Annotated in this window: 15 protein-coding genes and 2 pseudogenes; 9 read left to right on the top strand and 8 right to left on the bottom strand. The window is 63.4% G+C overall.

What is annotated here, in order from left to right; all coding sequences use genetic code 11:
• Window positions 1-71: 71 nt before the first annotated feature.
• From ACCD06_RS02270 to ACCD06_RS02305, 8 genes and pseudogenes are all read right to left on the bottom strand, one after another.
• Window positions 72-1,625: an IS66-like element ISAli15 family transposase gene (locus ACCD06_RS02270; RefSeq protein WP_413338464.1), complete on the bottom strand. Its 1,554-nt coding sequence runs from the start codon at window positions 1,623-1,625 to the stop codon at window positions 72-74.
• A gap of 69 nt (window positions 1,626-1,694) precedes the next feature.
• Complete coding sequence (gene tnpB / locus ACCD06_RS02275) at window positions 1,695-2,051, bottom strand: IS66 family insertion sequence element accessory protein TnpB (protein ID WP_149472612.1); 357 nt, start codon at window positions 2,049-2,051, stop codon at window positions 1,695-1,697.
• Window positions 2,048-2,386, bottom strand: a pseudogene (gene tnpA / locus ACCD06_RS02280) (IS66-like element accessory protein TnpA); the annotation flags it as partial. The pseudogene tnpA (ACCD06_RS02280) and the gene tnpB, both read right to left, overlap by 4 nt.
• A gap of 90 nt (window positions 2,387-2,476) precedes the next feature.
• Window positions 2,477-2,623 (bottom strand): annotated as a pseudogene (tnpA, locus tag ACCD06_RS02285) (IS66 family insertion sequence element accessory protein TnpA); the annotation flags it as partial.
• Between the two features lie 49 nt (window positions 2,624-2,672).
• The gene (locus ACCD06_RS02290; protein WP_413338466.1) at window positions 2,673-3,719 is read right to left on the bottom strand and encodes an alpha-amylase family glycosyl hydrolase; all 1,047 of its coding nucleotides are present in this window, start codon (window positions 3,717-3,719) and stop codon (window positions 2,673-2,675) included.
• Between the two features lie 98 nt (window positions 3,720-3,817).
• Window positions 3,818-5,494, bottom strand: coding sequence for an aspartate-alanine antiporter (gene aspT / locus ACCD06_RS02295; protein ID WP_413338468.1), 1,677 nt, complete (start codon window positions 5,492-5,494; stop codon window positions 3,818-3,820).
• 26 nt (window positions 5,495-5,520) lie between these two features.
• Window positions 5,521-7,218, bottom strand: coding sequence for an aspartate:alanine exchanger family transporter (locus tag ACCD06_RS02300; RefSeq protein ID WP_413338470.1), 1,698 nt, complete (start codon window positions 7,216-7,218; stop codon window positions 5,521-5,523).
• Between the two features lie 44 nt (window positions 7,219-7,262).
• A complete protein-coding gene (locus tag ACCD06_RS02305; protein WP_413338472.1) occupies window positions 7,263-10,028 on the bottom strand; it encodes an ornithine decarboxylase in 2,766 nt (921 codons plus the stop codon).
• Between ACCD06_RS02305 and ACCD06_RS02310 the strand changes: the two genes are divergently transcribed.
• The 9 genes from ACCD06_RS02310 to ACCD06_RS02350 all read left to right on the top strand — a co-directional run bounded on the left by ACCD06_RS02310 (window position 10,027) and on the right by ACCD06_RS02350 (window position 17,164).
• Window positions 10,027-10,437, top strand: coding sequence for a hypothetical protein (locus tag ACCD06_RS02310; RefSeq protein ID WP_413338473.1), 411 nt, complete (start codon window positions 10,027-10,029; stop codon window positions 10,435-10,437). The genes ACCD06_RS02305 and ACCD06_RS02310 overlap by 2 nt on opposite strands.
• A 504-nt stretch (window positions 10,438-10,941) precedes the next feature.
• Window positions 10,942-11,373 (top strand): Rap1a/Tai family immunity protein, encoded by a 432-nt coding sequence (locus tag ACCD06_RS02315; RefSeq protein ID WP_413338475.1) that lies wholly within the window; start codon window positions 10,942-10,944, stop codon window positions 11,371-11,373.
• Between the two features lie 58 nt (window positions 11,374-11,431).
• Window positions 11,432-11,704, top strand: a complete 273-nt coding sequence (locus tag ACCD06_RS02320; RefSeq protein ID WP_371307091.1) for a glycine zipper family protein — start codon at window positions 11,432-11,434, stop codon at window positions 11,702-11,704.
• Between the two features lie 30 nt (window positions 11,705-11,734).
• Window positions 11,735-12,505 (top strand): enoyl-ACP reductase FabI, encoded by a 771-nt coding sequence (gene fabI, locus ACCD06_RS02325; protein WP_413338477.1) that lies wholly within the window; start codon window positions 11,735-11,737, stop codon window positions 12,503-12,505.
• A gap of 42 nt (window positions 12,506-12,547) precedes the next feature.
• On the top strand, window positions 12,548-13,702 hold the full coding sequence (locus ACCD06_RS02330; protein WP_413338479.1) for an MlaE family ABC transporter permease: 1,155 nt from the start codon (window positions 12,548-12,550) through the stop codon (window positions 13,700-13,702).
• A gap of 21 nt (window positions 13,703-13,723) precedes the next feature.
• A complete protein-coding gene (locus ACCD06_RS02335) occupies window positions 13,724-14,545 on the top strand; it encodes an ABC transporter ATP-binding protein (protein ID WP_413338481.1) in 822 nt (273 codons plus the stop codon).
• A gap of 22 nt (window positions 14,546-14,567) precedes the next feature.
• Window positions 14,568-15,581, top strand: a complete 1,014-nt coding sequence (locus ACCD06_RS02340; RefSeq protein WP_413338483.1) for an MlaD family protein — start codon at window positions 14,568-14,570, stop codon at window positions 15,579-15,581.
• A gap of 10 nt (window positions 15,582-15,591) precedes the next feature.
• A complete protein-coding gene (locus ACCD06_RS02345) occupies window positions 15,592-16,266 on the top strand; it encodes a membrane integrity-associated transporter subunit PqiC (RefSeq protein WP_413338485.1) in 675 nt (224 codons plus the stop codon).
• A 46-nt stretch (window positions 16,267-16,312) separates the two neighbouring features.
• Window positions 16,313-17,164, top strand: a complete 852-nt coding sequence (locus ACCD06_RS02350) for a DUF2092 domain-containing protein (RefSeq protein ID WP_413338487.1) — start codon at window positions 16,313-16,315, stop codon at window positions 17,162-17,164.
• The last annotated feature ends 237 nt before the right edge of the window (window positions 17,165-17,401 follow it).

Below are 17,401 nucleotides of genomic sequence, written 5' to 3' on the forward strand. Positions count from 1 at the left end.
TTCGAACTGACCCTGGTGAAACAGGCGCAGACCCGGCGCTAGATAAGTAAGCGGAGCGTGATCGCACCGGATCAGGCGTTGACGGCGGGCTTCCAGTTCCAGGGGAGCAGATCGGCGAGGCGTGCGGCGGGGTAGCCGTTCACCATGCGCTCCAGGACGTCGCGCAGGTAGGCGAACGGCTCGACAGCGTTGAGCTTGCAGGTCTCAACCAGCGAGGCGATCACCGCCCAGCGATGGCCGCCGCCCTCCGAGCCGGCGAAGAGGCTATTCTTCCGGCCGAGGGCTACCGGTCTGATGCAGCGCTCCACTGTGTTGGTATCCATCTCCACCCGGCCGTCGCCCAGGTAGACGCACAGCGCCTTCCAGCGGCCGAGCGCATAGCGGATCGCCTCGGCCAGCTTGGAGCGGCCCGGCAGGCGGGGAAGTTCGTGCTCCAGCCACGCCTTCAGCTCCGCCACTTGGGAAGCGGCCTCGGCTTGCCGAAGCTGCCGGCGTTCATCGGCCGTGCGGCCGCGGATGCGCTCTTCGATCGCGTAGAGCCGGGCGATGCGGCGCAGCGCCTCGGCGGCGATCGGCGAGCCGTTTTCGGCCAGGTCGTAGAAGCGTCGGCGCGCATGGCTCCAGCAGGCCGCCAGCACGACCCTATTGCCGGCAGCCAGCCGTTCGAACCCGGCGTAACCGTCCACCTGCAGCACCCCGCAGAACTCCCGCAGGTGGGCGGCTGGGCGTTCGCCTTTGCGATCGCTGGTGTAAGCGTAAATCACCGCCGGCGGGTCCAGCCCCTGCCAGGGCCGATCATCGCGAGCATAGGCCCACAGCCGTCCTGTCTTCACCCGGCCAGTTCCCGGCGCCAGCGTCGGCATCGGCGTGTCGTCGGCGAACAGCTTGGCCGAGGCGAACAGGGCCTTGGCCAGCTCCTCATGCAGCGCCTCCAGCCACCAACACGCCTGTCCCGCCCAGCCCGCCAGAACCGAGCGGTCGACGGGGAAGCCGTTGCGGGCCAGGATCTGCGCCTGGCGGTAGAAGGGCAGATGATCGCAGTAGCGGCTGGTGATGACGTGCGCCAGCATCGCCGGCGTCGCCATGCCCTTGGCGATCGGCTTCTCCGGGGCCGGCGCCTGATGCAGCGTGCCGCAGCCGCGGCAGGCGTACTTGGGCCGGCGGATGCGCAGCACCCGCACCTGGGCCGGCACGTAGTCGATCATCCGGGCCACCGTCTCGCCGGCCTCATGCAACGCCCCGCCGCAGCAGGGGCAAACCCCGGCGCCGGACTCCAGCCCAGGCGGCTCGAGCGTGAGATCGTGATGCGGCAGATCATCGGGCAAGTCGCGGCCACGGCTGGGTGGTTCCGCAGGGGCCGACGGTTCCAGTTCAGGGGATGCGAGTTTGGCCTCGACCCGGGCGATGTCCGCCTCCAGCTCCTCCAACCCGAGATCGAGCTGATCGGGATCGAGCCGTTCGGAGCGCCGCCCGAAGACGGTGCGCTGCATCTGCCGGAGTTGCTGACGCAGAGCCTCCAGCTCCGCCAGATCGGCTTTCTGGCGCTCCACGACCTCGGCCAAATCGCGCACCATCTGCTGCAGCAGGGCCGGATCAGCGGGCAGGTTGTCGAGGTCGAAGCGCATGGCCGATTGTACCTCGGATCACGGCCCCAAGCCAGCCAAGCCCGCGGTTTTCCTCATCTTTTCTCCCATTCATCCCGCTACGGCCGGCCTGGATGCCGACACGGTGTGACGCCATTCCAGTCCCTCCAGAAGCAGGGACAGTTCCGCCGGCGTCAGTACCACCGTGCCGCCCGGAGTGCGGGTGGTTGGCCAAACGAAACGGCCGCGCTCCAGCCTCTTGGCGAACAGGCACAGGCCGTTCTGATCGGCGTAGAGAATTTTCACGCGTCCAGCCCCTTTCCCTCGGAAGATGTAGAGGTGGCCGCAGAACGGGTCCTTGCCGAGGGCCTGCTGCACCAGCAGGGCGAGTCCGTCGAAGCCCCGGCGCATGTCGCAGGGCTCCAGCGCCAGGTAAATGCGCACACCGGCCGGGATCGACAGCATCATGGCCGCTCCAGCACGCTGATCACCCGGCGCAGTGCTTCGGCATCGACATCCCGCCCAACCCGCAGCCGCCGTCCGCCGGCCAACTCGATCTCGATCATGCTGGCACCGCATGGAGTTGGCGGCGTGAGGGGAAGAGCCGACGTGGTGTCCGCCACCTCCACCGGCGCGAAGATGGGCGTCGGCTCGGCCGGAGTGAGCATCTGGCGGCGCCAGCGGAACAGCAGGCTGGGATCGACCCCGCGCCGCCGGGCGACCAGCGACACGCTCACGCCCGGCTCGCAGGTTTCCGCCACCAGCTGCTCCTTCTCTGCCTGTGACCAATACCGCCGGCGGGGTGCCGCCTCGACGATCTCCATCACCAAGGGAGCGCTCGCCGTCATAGGGACAGCACCAGGACTATCCCTATGACAGCGAGCGCTCACCTCCTCCACAGCGGCAAAGCGGTGCGACCACCGGCCCAGAGCCCAGCGTCCAATTCCATGGGCTTCAGCGTAGGCTTTCTGCGTCAGCCCGCTGCCCTTCCAGGCATCAACATGATTGCGCCAATAGCTCTCCAGATCCTGACCCGACATCCTCTTACCCCGCTGAGCTGCGACCAGCGGAATATTTCATGAACCACGATCACGTCGGATGTGTCGTCACACAACGCTTACCTAGATAACACAGCACAGCGGCCGCCTGATGGACGTCCCAGGGAAACGCCTCTGCCGCCCGTTTCTCGTCATGGTTTTCGAGAAATCGTACGAGCCGGCGCTGGTCGACAGATGCCGCCCGCAAATGTTCGCGCACCGGTCGTGCCGTCTGTGAACGAAGCCGGTCGTAGAGCCCTTTGTCGTAGACGTAGTCGAACCCTTCCCGCAGCAACTCGCGTTCCAGCTGCCAGTACACTTCCGCCAAAAACAGAAAATCCGGGTACGACGCACGGACCCGCCGAATGGCCTTGGACCAAAATGGTTCAGTCGCGATCCCCCAACTGGCACGGAAGATGTCAGGCAGGACCAGCATCGCCATGTCGCATCGCACGCCGTCGCACAGCTTGGCGATGGCGAGCAGCTCGTCTGTCATGGCCAGCCCTGTCGCCGGTTCGCCGTAGTTCAGTTGTGCCACGTCTGGCCAGACTGGAAAGCCGGGGTCGCGCCCGTGGGCAAGGATCAACGGGCCGCGTTCTGTCAAAACGCGGACAAAATCCGCCGGCGCTCGCGTCAGATCGCCTGCGGTGCCTTGCACATAGAGTTCAGGTCGCTGCGACACCCAGGGATGATCGATCGCCGTGTGGTTGGAAACAAAATCGAGTATAAGCCGCAGGCCCCGCCGGTGCATCCGCTCGCGCAGGCGGATCAGCGCCGCGTCGCCGCCGAGCGTGCGATGCACCGCGTAGCCGGTGATGGCGAAGCAGGACCCACAGATATCCTCATCCTTCAGATCGTGGAGTGCTTCGGCGAAGCTGTTGCGCCAGCCCGCATAGGTGGCGGAAACCATCCGCCCCGTCTCTCCCGTCTGCCACACACCGAGCAGCCAAATCCAGCCGAATCCCTGGCTGGCCAAGTGGTCGAGTTCGGCATCCGAGACGTCGTCCAGCGTCGCAGGGCGGCCGAGCGCGCTCCCGATCTCGCGCAGCCACACGCGGGTATTTATCTCATAGAGCTTCGGGCAGCTTGCTTCCGGCATGCGCTCCCGTTCCTCGGTGACGTAAGCACAGCGTTGCCTGCATCCTGCGTTTACCAGCTCTGACCGCAGGCGAAGAACGAGCAGCCGGCATCTCCGCTTTAAGTCAGAATGCCCACGATGACCGATCCCCATACCGTCAACAATATCTGACCGATCGCGTAGGGCACCGTGTAACCGAGCACGGCCACCGGGCTGCCGCAGCGATCCTGCAGGGCAGCGAGAGCAGGAGTTGAAGTCTGAGCCCCAGCCACCGCACCCAGGGTAAGCAGCGGACTCAGCCCGAGGACGTACCGGCCGACGAGTGTTCCGACCAAAAGCGGCACGAGTGTGCATACGGCACCACCCAGGACCACCGCGACCCCGTATTCCAGCAATGCCGAGATGAAATGTGGACCCGCCTGCATGCCCACCATGCCAACGAAGGCCGCCAGCCCGGCGACCCGCATGAGGTCCAAAGCCGCTGGTGGCACCTGGCCGAAGCCGGGATGGCGGGAATGCAGCCAGCCAACGATCACGCCGGCCAGCAATGCGCCGACGCTGGTGCCCAGGCCAATGTGCAAGGGGCCGACGATCAGCTGCGGCAGACCCACAATGGCCCCCAGTGCGATCGCAAGCCCAACCGCTTTCATATCGGTGGTCAGGGTCTCGCTCTCGACGCGGCCGAGCTTTTGCCCAGCGCGCTTCACTTCGGGCTCGCCACCGACGATTTCAAATTGGTCGCCGCGGTTGACCCGTGTCTCCGGCAGGATCGGGATCGACTGTCCGAGACGCATGATGCGACGGACGAAGACGCCCCGCGTCTCAGGGACTTCACTAAGCTCCTGCAGAGTCTTGCCTTCGGCCCAGGCACTGGTGATGATCAGCCGGGCCTGGATTACGGGAAAGTCCAGCACCTCCGGATCATCGGTCTCCAGGCCCAAGGAGGGGCCGACCTCCATGACCGAGGCCCGCCGACCGGTCAGCGTCAGCACGTCGCCTTGGGCCAGTGCGGTGTCGGGGGCGGCGTTGATGATGTTGTCGCCACGCCGGATACGGTTGATCATGACCCGCTTGGGCGCCTGCGTTTCCAGGTCGGAGACGGTATGCCCGGCAAACTCGGGACGATCGAGCCGGAAGGCGCGCGCAATGAAGGTGGTGTAGGCATTCATCATTCCCGGCGGTTTGTTCTTGACGCCGAGTTCCGCATCAAGCCGCTGCGCCTCCTGCTGCGGATCGATCCCCAGCAGGCGCGGGCCGATTTGGCTGACGAACAGGATGGCTCCCAGTGTGCCGAACATGTAGGTCAGCGCGTCGCCGATCGCCACCCGCGCCGACATCAACTGTCGCTCGGCCTCCGTCAGCGGGAGATCCTTGATGGCTTCCACCGCAGCGCCGAGTGCGGAGGATTGGGTCAGGCTGCCGGTCAGCAGACCGGCCGCCATGCCGGGATCGAGCCCCAGCAGCTTGGACAGGAGGATGGTGACGGCGAGTGCGACGCTGCACTGAATCACCGTCAGCACCAGAGCCTTGGGGCCGTCGCCCCGCAGCGACTGGAAGAATTGCGGCCCAACGGCGTAACCGTTGCCAAAAAGGAACAAAAGGAACAGGAGCGAACGCGCCGTGTCCGACACCGGGATCCTGAACTGTCCAATGAGCAGGCCGGCGAACAATGCACCGGAAACCGGCCCCAGGGTGATCAGTCCGAGCCGGAAGTTCCCGATCCAGTAGCCCAATCCTAGAACCAGAAAGACCGCTAGGTCTGGATGATGGCGCAGCAGGTTGCCGACCCAGTCCATGATTTCCTCCTGGTCAATGCGTTGTACTATGCAAGGATCATCGCAAAGTAGCCGAGTACGGTTAGAAGGATGCCGGAGATGGCATAGCCGACCGGGAAGCCGATCCAGGGCACGGAACTGTCGATCTCCTTGGCGGCCTCACGGGCCGGGCCGGAATGGCTGCGGGCACCGGCCACGCCGCCCATCAGCACTGCCGGGTTGATCTTGAAGAGGTGATAGCCCAATGCCCAGACCACGAAGGGGGGCACCGAACAGGCAACAAAGCCCACCAGAAAGATCTTCAGCGCGATGCCGCCTGTGAGCTGCGACAGCAACGATGCTCCGGCGTTGACGCCAACGATGGCAACGAATACCACAAGTCCCATATCTTCCAGCACGTTGCGGGCGGCATTGGGCGTGTTGCCGAAGAACCGCAACCGAGATGCGACGGAGGAGACGATAACGCCGGACACCAGCAGCCCTCCGGCATTGCCGAGCCCCACCGAGGCGCCGAAGGCTGGAAACTGGATCAGCCCGATCAGGAACCCCAGAATCATGCCGCCCGACAGCGTCAGCAGGTCGGTGGCCGTGCTGGGGCGGGCGATCCGGCCCATGATGTTGGCGGCGCGCTCTACAGCGGTCTTCAGCCCCACCACCTTCAACACGTCGAAGCGCTGCAGTTTCGTGTCCGTGCCGATTGGAATGGGGACGCCGCCGCGTTCAATACCGCCCAATTGAATTTGGCCGGCCAATTCGGTGTGACGGAAGTCGATCAGAGGCTTGCCCTCCACCTCTTTGCGGGTCACGAGAATCTCGGCCTGGTCGAGGGGGATGTTCAGCGCATCACTGTCGGCGACCTCCGGACCGATCACGCCCATGTTGACGGTCAAATCCTCCAATCGACCACCCAGCGCCACCACATCGCCGCTTTCCAGCGCCACGTCAGCGGCGGCGCCCAGCGAACGGCCATCGCGCTGGACATTGCCGACGCGGTACATCGGGTATTTGCTGCGGAACTCGGCAATGGTATGGCCCACCACATCGGCGTCTTCGACGCGGTAGGCACGCAGGCCGAACGGCCGATAGCCGGTAAGTCCGGTATCATCCACATTCTGCACGCCGTGGGTCCGCTCATACTCCATGGCGGCGCCCCTGGCGTCGACGCCCCACCAGCGTGGCAGGTACTTGCAGATCAGAATGATGCCAACCGTGCCCCAGATGTAGGTGATGCCATAGGACAGCGCGATCATGCCGCTGGCTTGTTCGGGTGTGGTGCCGGGGGGTAGGGTCATGGCGCCGGCGGTAACCGCCTGTTCGGCTGAACCAATGGCTGCCGACATGGTCTGCGAGCCGGCAAGGATACCGCCCGCGGTACCTGCCGGAAGGTCGAAGATCCTCACCCCCAAGACAATGATGGCCAGCCCGACGAAACAGGAAACGAAGGAGAGGACGACGAATTTCAGTCCGTCACCCTTCAGGCTGTTGACGAAGCTGGGACCAACGCGCAGGCCTACCCCGTACATGAACAGGTAGTAGAAGAGCGACTTGACCCACTCATTGAGCTGCAGCTTCACCCCGTAGGTCGACGCCCAGATGGAAAGGCCCGCGCCAACCACGATCGCGGCCGCAACCATGCCGAGCCCATACCCTTTGATGCTGAGTCGACCGATGCCGACCGCCGCGCCGACGGTGAAGAACAGCAGAATGAATGGATTGGCCTGAAGGAATTGGAAGAACGTGTCCATCACGCACCTCTTTTCGAACCGGGGAAGGAAAGCGTGAAGTCCGCCTACGCCACCTCGATCCGCATCACCGGCTGCACAGCCAATGCTTTCGGGGTTAGAAGCTTCAGCCCGCGTGAAGCTTGGTATCCGTGAATTTCCTTGACGTCGAGCTTGCGCATGAACTCGATCGTTTCAGTGGTGATGACCTGACCGGGCACCATGATCGGGAAACCTGGCGGGTAGGGAATCACGAAGCTGGCGGAAACCAACTCCGGCCCGCTCTTCAGCCGGCGGTCGATCTCCCGGCTGTTGAGCTTCACGTGCTCGCAAGACCCCTCGTCATAGGCGAGGTAGAAGGCGGAGCGAATGTCTCCCTCGCTGGTCGCGCTACCGGTATCCTCGCGGAAATGGTCGTGGAATCGGCTGAAGTTCGGCATGTCCGGGACGTCTTTCATCAGGCCCGCGACGCGCCCCCGGAAGGCGGCCACCGCCGGTTCGCCACCTGCGGCGAGGCGTTCCTCGATCCCGGTGGCGATGTCCACAAGCACTTTCATGAGGTGAGCGACATCGCTGCGGGTGTTGTTGATATTGGTCTGCAGCAGAATGCTGTTGCGCGATGTCTTGTTGATCTGGATATCGTACTTTTCGGCCAACATGCCCTTGAACTCGGTTCCGTCAAATCCGGCGGAGCCGCACACCAGTGTAAGGCGCGTGGGATCCAGCACGAACTCGTCGTTCCAGACGGATTCCATGGCTTTGGTCCAGTCCGTGCCGGTCAGGCTTTCCATTCCGGTTCGGCGGAATTCCGCCGGGACCATGTCCCCCAGGTCCAGCACGCGGAAGTATTTTGAAACCAACGGATGCCGGTTGACCTCGCGCCTGATGGTCAAGGCCAGTTGGGTCGCCTTCATCACCATCTCGTAGCCTTCCAGCTCCATCTGGCGCCGGGCGATGTCCAGCGATGCGATGATCTGCAGGTTCGGCGAGGTCGAGGTGTGGGTGAAGATCGCCTCGTGGAATGCCTCCTCGACATGATGGAAATCCTGGTCGCAGACCAGGATCATCGATCCCTGGCGCAGTGCGGACATGGATTTGTGGGTTGAGTTGGTCTGGTAGACGCGCACCCGCATTCTGTCCGGATCCGGCACGAGACGGCGGTCCAGCAAACGGGCATCAGCGGGATCAAGATCGACCCCGACCTCGCGGCGCTGAGCCTCCAGCGCACTGCGATAGTCGGAACCGGCCATTGCCCGTTTGATCAGCGTAGCCGCCCCCATGGCGGTGCGCTGGCGGAAGAAAGGCGAGAACCGTGCGAAGCCGAACCACGCCTCGTCCCATAGGAAGATCAGATCCGGCTTGATCGCCAGACATTCCTCCATGACCTGACGTGTGTTGTAGACATGCCCGTCGAAGGTGCAGTTGGTGAGCAGCAGCATGCGGACCCGGTCCAGCTTGCCTTCCGCCTTCAGGTCAAGCATTGCCTTCTTGATGGTGCGCAGTGGCACCCCACCGTACATCGAGTACTCCATCATCGGATATGCCTCGAGGTAGACGGGTCGGGCACCGGCCAGAACCATGCCGTAATGGTGCGACTTATGGCAGTTGCGGTCCACCAACACGATATCGCCGGGGTGCAGAAGCGCCTGCTCGACGATCTTGTTGGAGGTCGAGGTGCCGTTGGTGACGAAGAACGCGTGGTCGGCGCCGAAGGCGCGCGCCGCCTTATCCTGTGCGGTCTTGATGTTGCCGGTCGGCTCCAGCAGGCTGTCCAACCCGCCGGTGGTGGCCGAGGACTCCGCCAAGAACAGGTTCAGTCCATAGAATTCGCCCATATCGCGGATCCAGTTCGACTTGAAGATCGATTTGCCGCGGGCGACCGGCAGCGCGTGGAATGTGCCCATCGGGCGCTGCGAGTATTTTTTCAGATTGTCGAAATATGGCGTCTCGTATCGGTCATTGATTCCATCCAGGATGCTGAGGTGGATTTCCAGAGGCTCCTCCACCTCATAGAACACGCGGCGCACACACGCGAGTTCGGGATTGGCGGCCATCTCCTCGACCTTGCGGTCGCTGAGCAGATAGATGTCCAGTTCCGGTCGCAAATTCTTCAACATCCGCACCAGAGCCGGTGTCATCGCCTCGCTGGTCAGATCGGCCACACCGGGCGGGACATGCGCCTCCAGGAAGCGGTGGAGCAAGGGCACGTCGTGTTGCGAGGCGAAGTGAAAGCCGTCAAAGACGACCACGGCCTCGATGGCAGGGTTCAGAATGGCACCCAGCGCCGCATCTTCGAAACTTCCGACGATCACAAGTTCGTAGACGAACGGGTCCTGCGGGCGCCGCAGCCGGCGCATCTCGCGGCTTACTTCCGTCCATTTGGTCTGTGGCGTCGGCGTGACGACCAGCACCTCGAAATAGGGCCGATGCTTGTCTCCGCCGTTCCCGTTCAGAGCGGGGGGCAGACGGTCGGCATTGTCCAAGGAAGACTCGTCGCTGTCCCATTCACCGGGATTGTTGTGGTAAGATTTCGACAGCAGCGCGGCGCTCAGTCGCGCGCTTAGGCGCGCAGCGGCAGCCGCATCTCCTTCCGCCACGAGTTCGGCCAGACTGCCCATGAACTGCCGGCCGGGAAAGGCGTAGAACTCTTCCAACGAGGACAGGCAGCGCAGTTGATGCTCCACAGCCTGCTTTGCCGTCTCGTCCCCGGTCGCGGCCCCGGTCGCGGCCCAGGCACGGTTTGCGGCATTCAAGACGCGCCAGGCATCCAGTCGAGCTTCCATCGTCGAGACCAGATGATCCAACGGCAAGGTGGTGTCTTGATCCAAGCTCATGGTCGAGCTCCTTGTGGCAGATGCTCAGAACACGCTTTCGGAGGGCGGAGGGCTGGACAAGGCGAGCGCCTTGCCGATCACGGCGGCGATGATGTCGCCAATCTTCAACTTCAGGAAAACTTCAGGAACGGCAGCCCGCGCCGCCGAATGGTGCGCCCGCTCGCATCCGCCGCCGAAGAATGCAACAGTTTACGTTGATACGGTAACAGTCGCCCTAGACCCTGGGCTCTATTGTTATGTGTGCGGCAGAATCGCAGTAGAGTGGCGGCAGAACTTTGAGCAAAAATACTGCCTGCGTGCTCGTGCATATATTTGGTTGTTCGTTCTCAAAAGAAGCATTGATGCCGGGAGCATTGTGCTGATTGACACAAGGCGACGGAGACGGCGGGGGCGGCAATTTCAGGAATGATGACCTCTCGGTCCTCAAATGCGATGCGAGTGACAGCGTCCTTGATCGGCAGTCGTCAAGTTGACGTTCAGCGCGAGGTTAGAGAGAGCTTGGTCATGTTTGATGAAGGCGATCATTTCTTCGGGCGCAGGCGGTCGAGATCTGACGGGATGAAATGTGCCGATTGCTTGAGCGGAATTTCGTTGGCCTGGCACAGCTCCTGCTTTCTTCTTTCGGAACGGGAAGCCGCTGATCTGCAGGCTAAGCTCAAAGTTCATTTGTTTCCCTAAAGCGGACGGAAACACAAAGCAATCCACCAATAACTTAGTGCCGCCGTCTGCGGAGCCGCAGGTTGTTACCGTACCACCGCCCGCGGCACCTGTTTGCTACTTTTGCAACAATCCCCAGCGACGGCTCAATTGCTCCCGGGAAAGCGAATGCCGGCAATGGCCGGCACGCATTTCCCGGTCAGGCTAAGACCTGATCGCGACGTGTGGCTATAACGACACATGCCGGGAGCAACCCATGCAGAACCGTCCAATTCTCAGCGCCTTCACGATTAGCGCCTACACGATCTTGGCAGTTGTTGCCGCCGCAGCTGTTGCGACCGCACAAACCTCGCCATTGTCTGACTCGCCACCGTCTGAAAGGAATTTTCAGGTCAAGAGCACCGGTGACCTGCTGAAGCTATGCGAGGCCAAGCCGGTCGACAGCACCGGCATCGCCGCCTTGCATTTCTGTCAGGGATTTGCGGTTGGCGCCTATCAATATCATCAGATCGCATCGGCTGCCGAGGGTAAGCGGCCGCTGTTCTGCCCACCGAACCCGCCACCCTCCCGTAACGATGCGATCGCCGCATTCGTCACCTGGGGTCAACAGAATCCCAGCGCCTTGTCGTTGCCGCCGGTGGAAGGCCTCTTCCGATATCTGGCGCAGCACTTTCCCTGTAGGGCGTGATCCGCCGCCATTCTCCATGAGCCATTGGCAAGCTGTCGAGGGGGACCTGAGCATGCGTGTGAGATATCTTCTTTGCATCGTCACGCTGGCGGTGCCGCTCTCCGCCTGTAGCGATATGAGCGCGACCCAGCAGCGTGCGTTGACCGGCACGGCTGGCGGAGCGGCAGCCGGCACCCTGGTCGGCGCCATCGCCGGCAATGCCGGTATGGGAGCTGCGATCGGCGCCGGCGTCGGGCTCGCCGGCGGCATGCTGTACGACTACCACAAGAAGACCGAGGACAGAGCCTATCAGCGCGGTGTCCAGCAGGGTCGGACTCAGAGCGGCACCTGATCGGTCGACTTCGGGCAGGAGGAGCAAGCCATGGCGCTGATCTCGCTGGAGGGCAAGCGCGGCCTCGTCACCGGCATCGCCAATGACCAAAGCATCGCCTACGGCTGTGCCAAGGCATTTCGAGCGCTGGGCGCTGAATTGGCCGTCACCTATCTCAATGATAAGGCTGAGCCGCACGTCCGGCCGCTCGCCGAGGCGCTTGACGCCGCCTTGATCCTACCATGCGACGTACGGTGTGACGGCGAACTGGAGCGCGTGTTCGCCAGCATCCGGCAGCAGTGGGGCCGTCTTGATTTCGTGTTGCATTCCATCGCCTTCGCCCCGCGGGAGGACCTGCACGCCCGCGTGGTGGACTGCAGTGGGGCGGGCTTTGCGCTCGCCATGGAAGTGTCCTGCCACTCCTTTATCCGAATGGCGAAGCTGGCCGAACCGCTGATGAGCGAGGGGGGATGCCTGCTGACGGTCAGCTTCTACGGGTCCGAGCAGGTCGTCGAGCATTACAATATGATGGGACCGGTCAAGGCAGCCCTGGAAAGCTCGGTGCGGTATCTGGCGGCGGAGCTCGGAAGCCAGGGGATTCGCGTCAACGCCCTTTCGCCGGGAGCGCTGGCAACGCGAGCAGCGTCAGGCATCAATCGTTTTGACGAACTGTTGCAGCGAACGGCAGAAAAGGCTCCGCTCCGGCAACTCGTCACCATCGACGACATCGGGGCGGCAGCCGCCTTTCTTGCCAGCGACGCCGCGCAGAAAATCACCGGGATCGTGATCTTCATCGACGGCGGTTACCACGTCATCGACTGACGCCGCCGCGACCTTCCGGGGGCGTGCGTCGAGGGAACCATCATGGCGGACGTGCTTGCAGCTGCTTTGCAGGTCGAGAGTGTCGACGGTCAAAGCCTGGCAGTTCATTGCAGCGGCGACTGGGTGGTGCGACGCGGCATGCCGTCAGTGCGGGAGCTCATGGCATGGAAGATCGACGGGCGGTCGGCGATGCAGCCGGCGCCCGAGCGGGTGACCGTCCATGGGGCGGGGCTCGGTCGCTGGGACTCGTCGCTGGTGTCCTTCGTTGCCGGATTGGAGGGGTATTGTCGGTCCAATGATGTCGCTTTCGACAAGGGCGACCTGCCGCCGGGTGTCCGCCGGCTTGTGGATCTGGCGTTGGCGGTGCCCGAGAAGACCGGAACCCGCCGGGTCGCAGCGCCTCGATCCCTCCTGGTCATGGTCGGGGAAGCTACCCTGCTGTCTCGCAAGCGATTTCTGGACGGATTGGGCTTTCTGGGCGAGGCGACGTTGTCACTGCTGAGCCTGGTCGCCGGACGGGCACGATTCCGAAGGTCCGACCTGCTGCAGACCGTCCAGGAATGCGGGGTGCAGGCACTCGGTATCGCTTTCATCATATCGCTGCTGGTCGGGCTGATCCTTGCCTTCGTCGGTGCGGTGCAACTGCGCAGTTTCGGTGCCGAGATTTACGTCGCCAACCTTGTCGTGGTCGCCATGACGAGAGAGATGGCGGCAATCATGACGGCGATCGTGTTGGCCGGCCGGACCGGAGCGGCCTTCGCCGCACAGATCGGCTCCATGCAGGCGAACGAGGAGATCGATGCGTTGACCACGCTCGGCATTCCAGCAATGGACTTCCTGGTGTTGCCACGGATGCTGGCACTCATGCTGATGATGCCGCTGCTCTACCTTTACTCGGCCTTCGCCGGAATCTTTGGGGGCTTCCTGGTTGGCGTCGGCATGCTCGATCTGACGCCGACGATCTATCTGGCGCAAACGCAAGCTGGCTTCAGCTTCAATGATTTCTTCGTCGGCTGGGGCAAGAGCGTCCTGTTCGGTGCGCTGGTTGCCGTCGCCGGTTGCATGCATGGGATTCAGTCCGGCCGCAGCGCCGCGGCCGTCGGAAATGCGGCAACCGCCGCCGTGGTAACGGCGCTCGTCTGGATCATCATCAGTGACGCGGTGCTGGCCGTCCTGCTCAACATCGTCGGGCTGTGAGAGGGAGCGATGGGAGGGCGCATGACACCGACCGGTCTCGACCGCTGGGGGCCACAAGCGATTGCAGGCCCTACCGTTGATGAAGAGCCGCGAATTGACGTCCGCAACCTCAGCATGGCCTTCGACGGCTTCGTGGTGCAGCGGGATGTCAGCTTCACGGTGGCACCCGGCGAGATCTTTGTGATCATGGGCGACAGCGGCTGTGGCAAGAGTACGATGCTGAAGCACATGATCGGCCTGATACGGCCGGCCCGCGGCGAAGTGATCTACGACGGCTGCAGCTTCTGGAGTGGCGGAGAGGAAGCGCGCACGGCGATCCGTCGGCGCTTCGGTGTGCTGTTCCAGAGTGGCGCGTTGTGGAGTTCGATGACGCTGGCCGAGAATGTCGCGCTGCCGCTGTCGATCTATACCCAACTCGACTCCAACGAGGTGGCCGATCTGGTTTCGCTGAAGCTGGCGCTGGTCGGACTTCGCGGCTTCGAGGACTATTACCCGTCGCAGATCAGCGGCGGAATGCGCAAGCGCGCAGGACTGGCTCGTGCGATGGCGCTCGATCCTGACATTCTGTTCCTGGACGAACCCTCGGCCGGTCTCGATCCGCTCAGCTCACGACGGCTCGACGACCTGATCCTGGAACTGCGGGACAGTCTCGGCAGCACCGTGGTGATCGTTACCCACGAATTGGCCAGCATCTTTGCGATCGCCGACAATGCAGTGTTCCTGGATGCAGAGAGCCGGACGGCGATCGCACACGGCAATCCGCGAACGTTGATCGACCAGGCCGACAGCCCGAAGGTGCGGGAATTTCTGCGCCGCGGTGAGCCGGGTGCTGTGGCGGCCTGATCAACCGCAAAGGAGGCGACAGATGGCATCCCATGCCAATCCCAAACTGGTCGGCGGCTTCGTCCTTGGCGCCGTGGGCTTGCTGGTGCTGACCGTCGCGCTGTTCGGCAGCGGCAACATACTGCAGAAGCGTCCCCGCGCAGGAACCTATTTCGAAGGCTCCGTCTCCGGGCTGGAGGTCGGCGCGCCGGTGACCTACCAGGGCGTGCGCGTCGGCGAGGTGAAGGCCATCCACCTGGAGGTGGACAGCGTCAATCTAAACACCCGGATGCCGGTTGAGTTTGAATTCACCCCTGGCGCCGTCGCCTGGACGGACGGTCCGCTGAAACCGACGGAGTATGGCCGGCTGTTGGAGAAGGGGCTGCGTGCCAAGCTGGTGTCACAAAGCCTGGTCACCGGGCAGCTTGCCATTGAACTCGGCACTTATCCCGGGACACCTGCCCGTACATTTGGGGGGCTGCCCTCCGGCGTGACGGAAATCCCGTCCGTGCCGTCGGATCTGGAGACGCTGAAACGAGCGCTGACCGACCTTCCGCTCGACGAGATCGCCGGCAGCATGGTGCTGGCGTTGTCGCAGCTCAACAAGCTGCTGGCGGAGCCGGGCTGGCGTGACTCCGCTGTCGCGCTGGCCGGCGGTCTCGAGCAGTTCCAGGTGCTGATGACGACGCTGAACCAGCGCTCCGGACCACTGCTCGGTGACGTCTCCAGCATGGCCAAAGACACTGGCACTGCCGTGTCGATGCTCCGGCTCGACCTGCACAATGCCATTACCGACCTGCGCAGCACATTGGGCAAGATCGACGGCGAGGTGCGCCCGGTCAGCGTCCGCGTCCAGGCGGCGACGGCAGCGGCGGAGAAGGCGTTCCAGCAGGCGGACAGCACGCTGCGCACGATGAACGCCGCGCTTGATCCTCGTTCGCCTCTCCGCGGCAATCTTGACCAGACGCTCGCCAATCTGTCGCTGGCAACAAAGTCGTTGCGCTCCTTTGCCGACCAGCTGGAACGCAGCCCGAACATCCTGATAACCGGACGGTGATGCAATGAGGATGGCCGGATTGGGGCGCCGATCGCTTCTCTGGGGAATGGCGGCGACGGCTGCGCTGCCGGGCTGCAGCAGCCCGCCGCCGCAGCTGTACGTGTTGACGCCATTGTCCGACGCGGCCCTGAACACCGGACAGTCGGACCATCAGGCCGATCCGGGAGGCGCAACGGCCCGGCCCGGTGGCGGCAATAGATCCGCCGGCCGCGCCTTGGGCGTGCGACCGGTGGTACTCCCGGAATATCTCGATCGTTCGGAAATCGTAAGTTACACCGGTCCCAACCAACTGGATGCCGACGGCGACAACCGTTGGGCCGAGCGTCTGCCGGCCAACATCACGCGGGTGTTGGCAAAGAACCTGTCGGTGCTGCTGAACAGTGATCGTGTGCGGATTCTCCCGGCGCGCGATGTCGAGCGCTTCGACTGCGAGATCGCTGTCGACATTGACCAGTTCGAGCGGACCATCACAGGTGACAGCGTTCTCGATGCGCGTTGGGCGATCCTCGACGGAATATCGGAACATGTGCTGGTCCGTCAGCGAACTCGCCGGACCGTCCATGTCGATGACGACCGGTATCCTGCACTGGTCGCCGCAATGAACAGCAATCTGGCGGCATTGAGCCGTGACATCGCTTCCGCGGTCTCTGCGCTGCCCCGCACGGGTCGCCGGACGGTTGGTTAGCGGTGCCCGGCATGGCTCTGTCCGCTGCAATATGGAGGATGCAACGATGAAATGCCGGTTGTGGCTGTTTGGGGCAATGCTGTGTCTTCCCCTGCTGTTCGGTCCGGCGTTGGCGGCCGAAGGTCCTCCGTCCGCTGCCGGTCCGCCGGTTGCAGAGGAAGACCCGATTGATCCGCAGGCGTTGACCTTGCTGACCCATATGGCGGAGACACTCGCGGGTGCGAGCGGCTTCCGCGTCACCATCCACTCCGACTACGATGTCGTTCAGGATACCGGCGAGAAGATCACGTTTGGGGAGCGACGGACGGTCGTTCTCAAACGTCCGAGCGGACTGCGGATCGACTCCGAAGAAAGCAACGGGAAGCGCACACAAGTGAGTTTCGATGGCAAGGCGATCACGGTGCTCAGCCCGAAGGAAGGTGTTTATGGCCAAGTTGAGCGACCTGGAACGGTGGACGAGGCCGTACGTTATGTCATCCAGGACCTGCAGGTCCGGCTGCCGCTGGCGCTGTTGCTGGTCACCTCCCTGCCGGACGAGCTGACGCAGCGTCTGAATGCGCTGTCCTATGTGGAACGCGACATGCTGTCCTCGGTGCCGACCGACCATCTGGCTGGCCAAACGGAGGGTGTCGACTTCCAGGTCTGGATTCCCGTGCAAGGGGAGCCTTTGCCGCAGCGCGTGACGATCACGTACAAGGACGATGAGGGAGAACCCCAGTTCCGTGCGAATTTGACCGACTGGACACTGAATCCCGACGTTTCTTTGGAACAGCTTGCCTTCGTCCCGCCGCCCGGTGCCGAGCGCATCCCTTTCGTCGTACGGGTTCGCCAAAGTGCCGGTCGACAGCCGGCCGGCACTTCCAATTCCTCCGGCCATGCGGAAGGAGCTTCGAAATGACAACGGCATCGACATCACGGGCGGCTTCTTCGATGATCCTGTCGCTTCTGCTGGTCGCTGCGACAGTGGCGGATTCCCATGCGCGCGGTGGTGGTGATGGTCGGGGTGGTGGTCGGGGCGGCGGCGGGGGGTATTCCCGTTCCGGTCCAGCCGCCGGCGGAGGCTTTTCGGCCCAACGGCCGCCCCCGTCTGGTGGCCGCGTCTCGGCCCAGAGGCCCACAGGAGGTGCGGGAGGTC

The organism is Azospirillum sp. CT11-132 (genome assembly GCF_047302835.1).
Lineage (GTDB): Bacteria > Pseudomonadota > Alphaproteobacteria > Azospirillales > Azospirillaceae > Azospirillum.

What these genes read in the sequence shown, in the direction of transcription:
- ACCD06_RS02330 (WP_413338479.1), top strand. Translation starts at nt 12,548, where the DNA reads ATGGCGGACGTGCTTGCAGCTGCTTTGCAGGTCGAGAGTGTCGACGGT.
- aspT (WP_413338468.1), bottom strand. Translation starts at nt 5,494, where the DNA reads ATGGACTGGGTCGGCAACCTGCTGCGCCATCATCCAGACCTAGCGGTC.
- ACCD06_RS02305 (WP_413338472.1), bottom strand. Translation starts at nt 10,028, where the DNA reads ATGAGCTTGGATCAAGACACCACCTTGCCGTTGGATCATCTGGTCTCG.
- ACCD06_RS02300 (WP_413338470.1), bottom strand. Translation starts at nt 7,218, where the DNA reads ATGGACACGTTCTTCCAATTCCTTCAGGCCAATCCATTCATTCTGCTG.
- ACCD06_RS02340 (WP_413338483.1), top strand. Translation starts at nt 14,568, where the DNA reads ATGGCATCCCATGCCAATCCCAAACTGGTCGGCGGCTTCGTCCTTGGC.
- ACCD06_RS02290 (WP_413338466.1), bottom strand. Translation starts at nt 3,719, where the DNA reads ATGCCGGAAGCAAGCTGCCCGAAGCTCTATGAGATAAATACCCGCGTG.
- ACCD06_RS02350 (WP_413338487.1), top strand. Translation starts at nt 16,313, where the DNA reads ATGAAATGCCGGTTGTGGCTGTTTGGGGCAATGCTGTGTCTTCCCCTG.
- ACCD06_RS02310 (WP_413338473.1), top strand. Translation starts at nt 10,027, where the DNA reads ATGGTCGAGCTCCTTGTGGCAGATGCTCAGAACACGCTTTCGGAGGGC.
- fabI (WP_413338477.1), top strand. Translation starts at nt 11,735, where the DNA reads ATGGCGCTGATCTCGCTGGAGGGCAAGCGCGGCCTCGTCACCGGCATC.
- tnpB (WP_149472612.1), bottom strand. Translation starts at nt 2,051, where the DNA reads ATGATGCTGTCGATCCCGGCCGGTGTGCGCATTTACCTGGCGCTGGAG.
- ACCD06_RS02270 (WP_413338464.1), bottom strand. Translation starts at nt 1,625, where the DNA reads ATGCGCTTCGACCTCGACAACCTGCCCGCTGATCCGGCCCTGCTGCAG.
- ACCD06_RS02315 (WP_413338475.1), top strand. Translation starts at nt 10,942, where the DNA reads ATGCAGAACCGTCCAATTCTCAGCGCCTTCACGATTAGCGCCTACACG.
- ACCD06_RS02345 (WP_413338485.1), top strand. Translation starts at nt 15,592, where the DNA reads ATGGCCGGATTGGGGCGCCGATCGCTTCTCTGGGGAATGGCGGCGACG.
- ACCD06_RS02335 (WP_413338481.1), top strand. Translation starts at nt 13,724, where the DNA reads ATGACACCGACCGGTCTCGACCGCTGGGGGCCACAAGCGATTGCAGGC.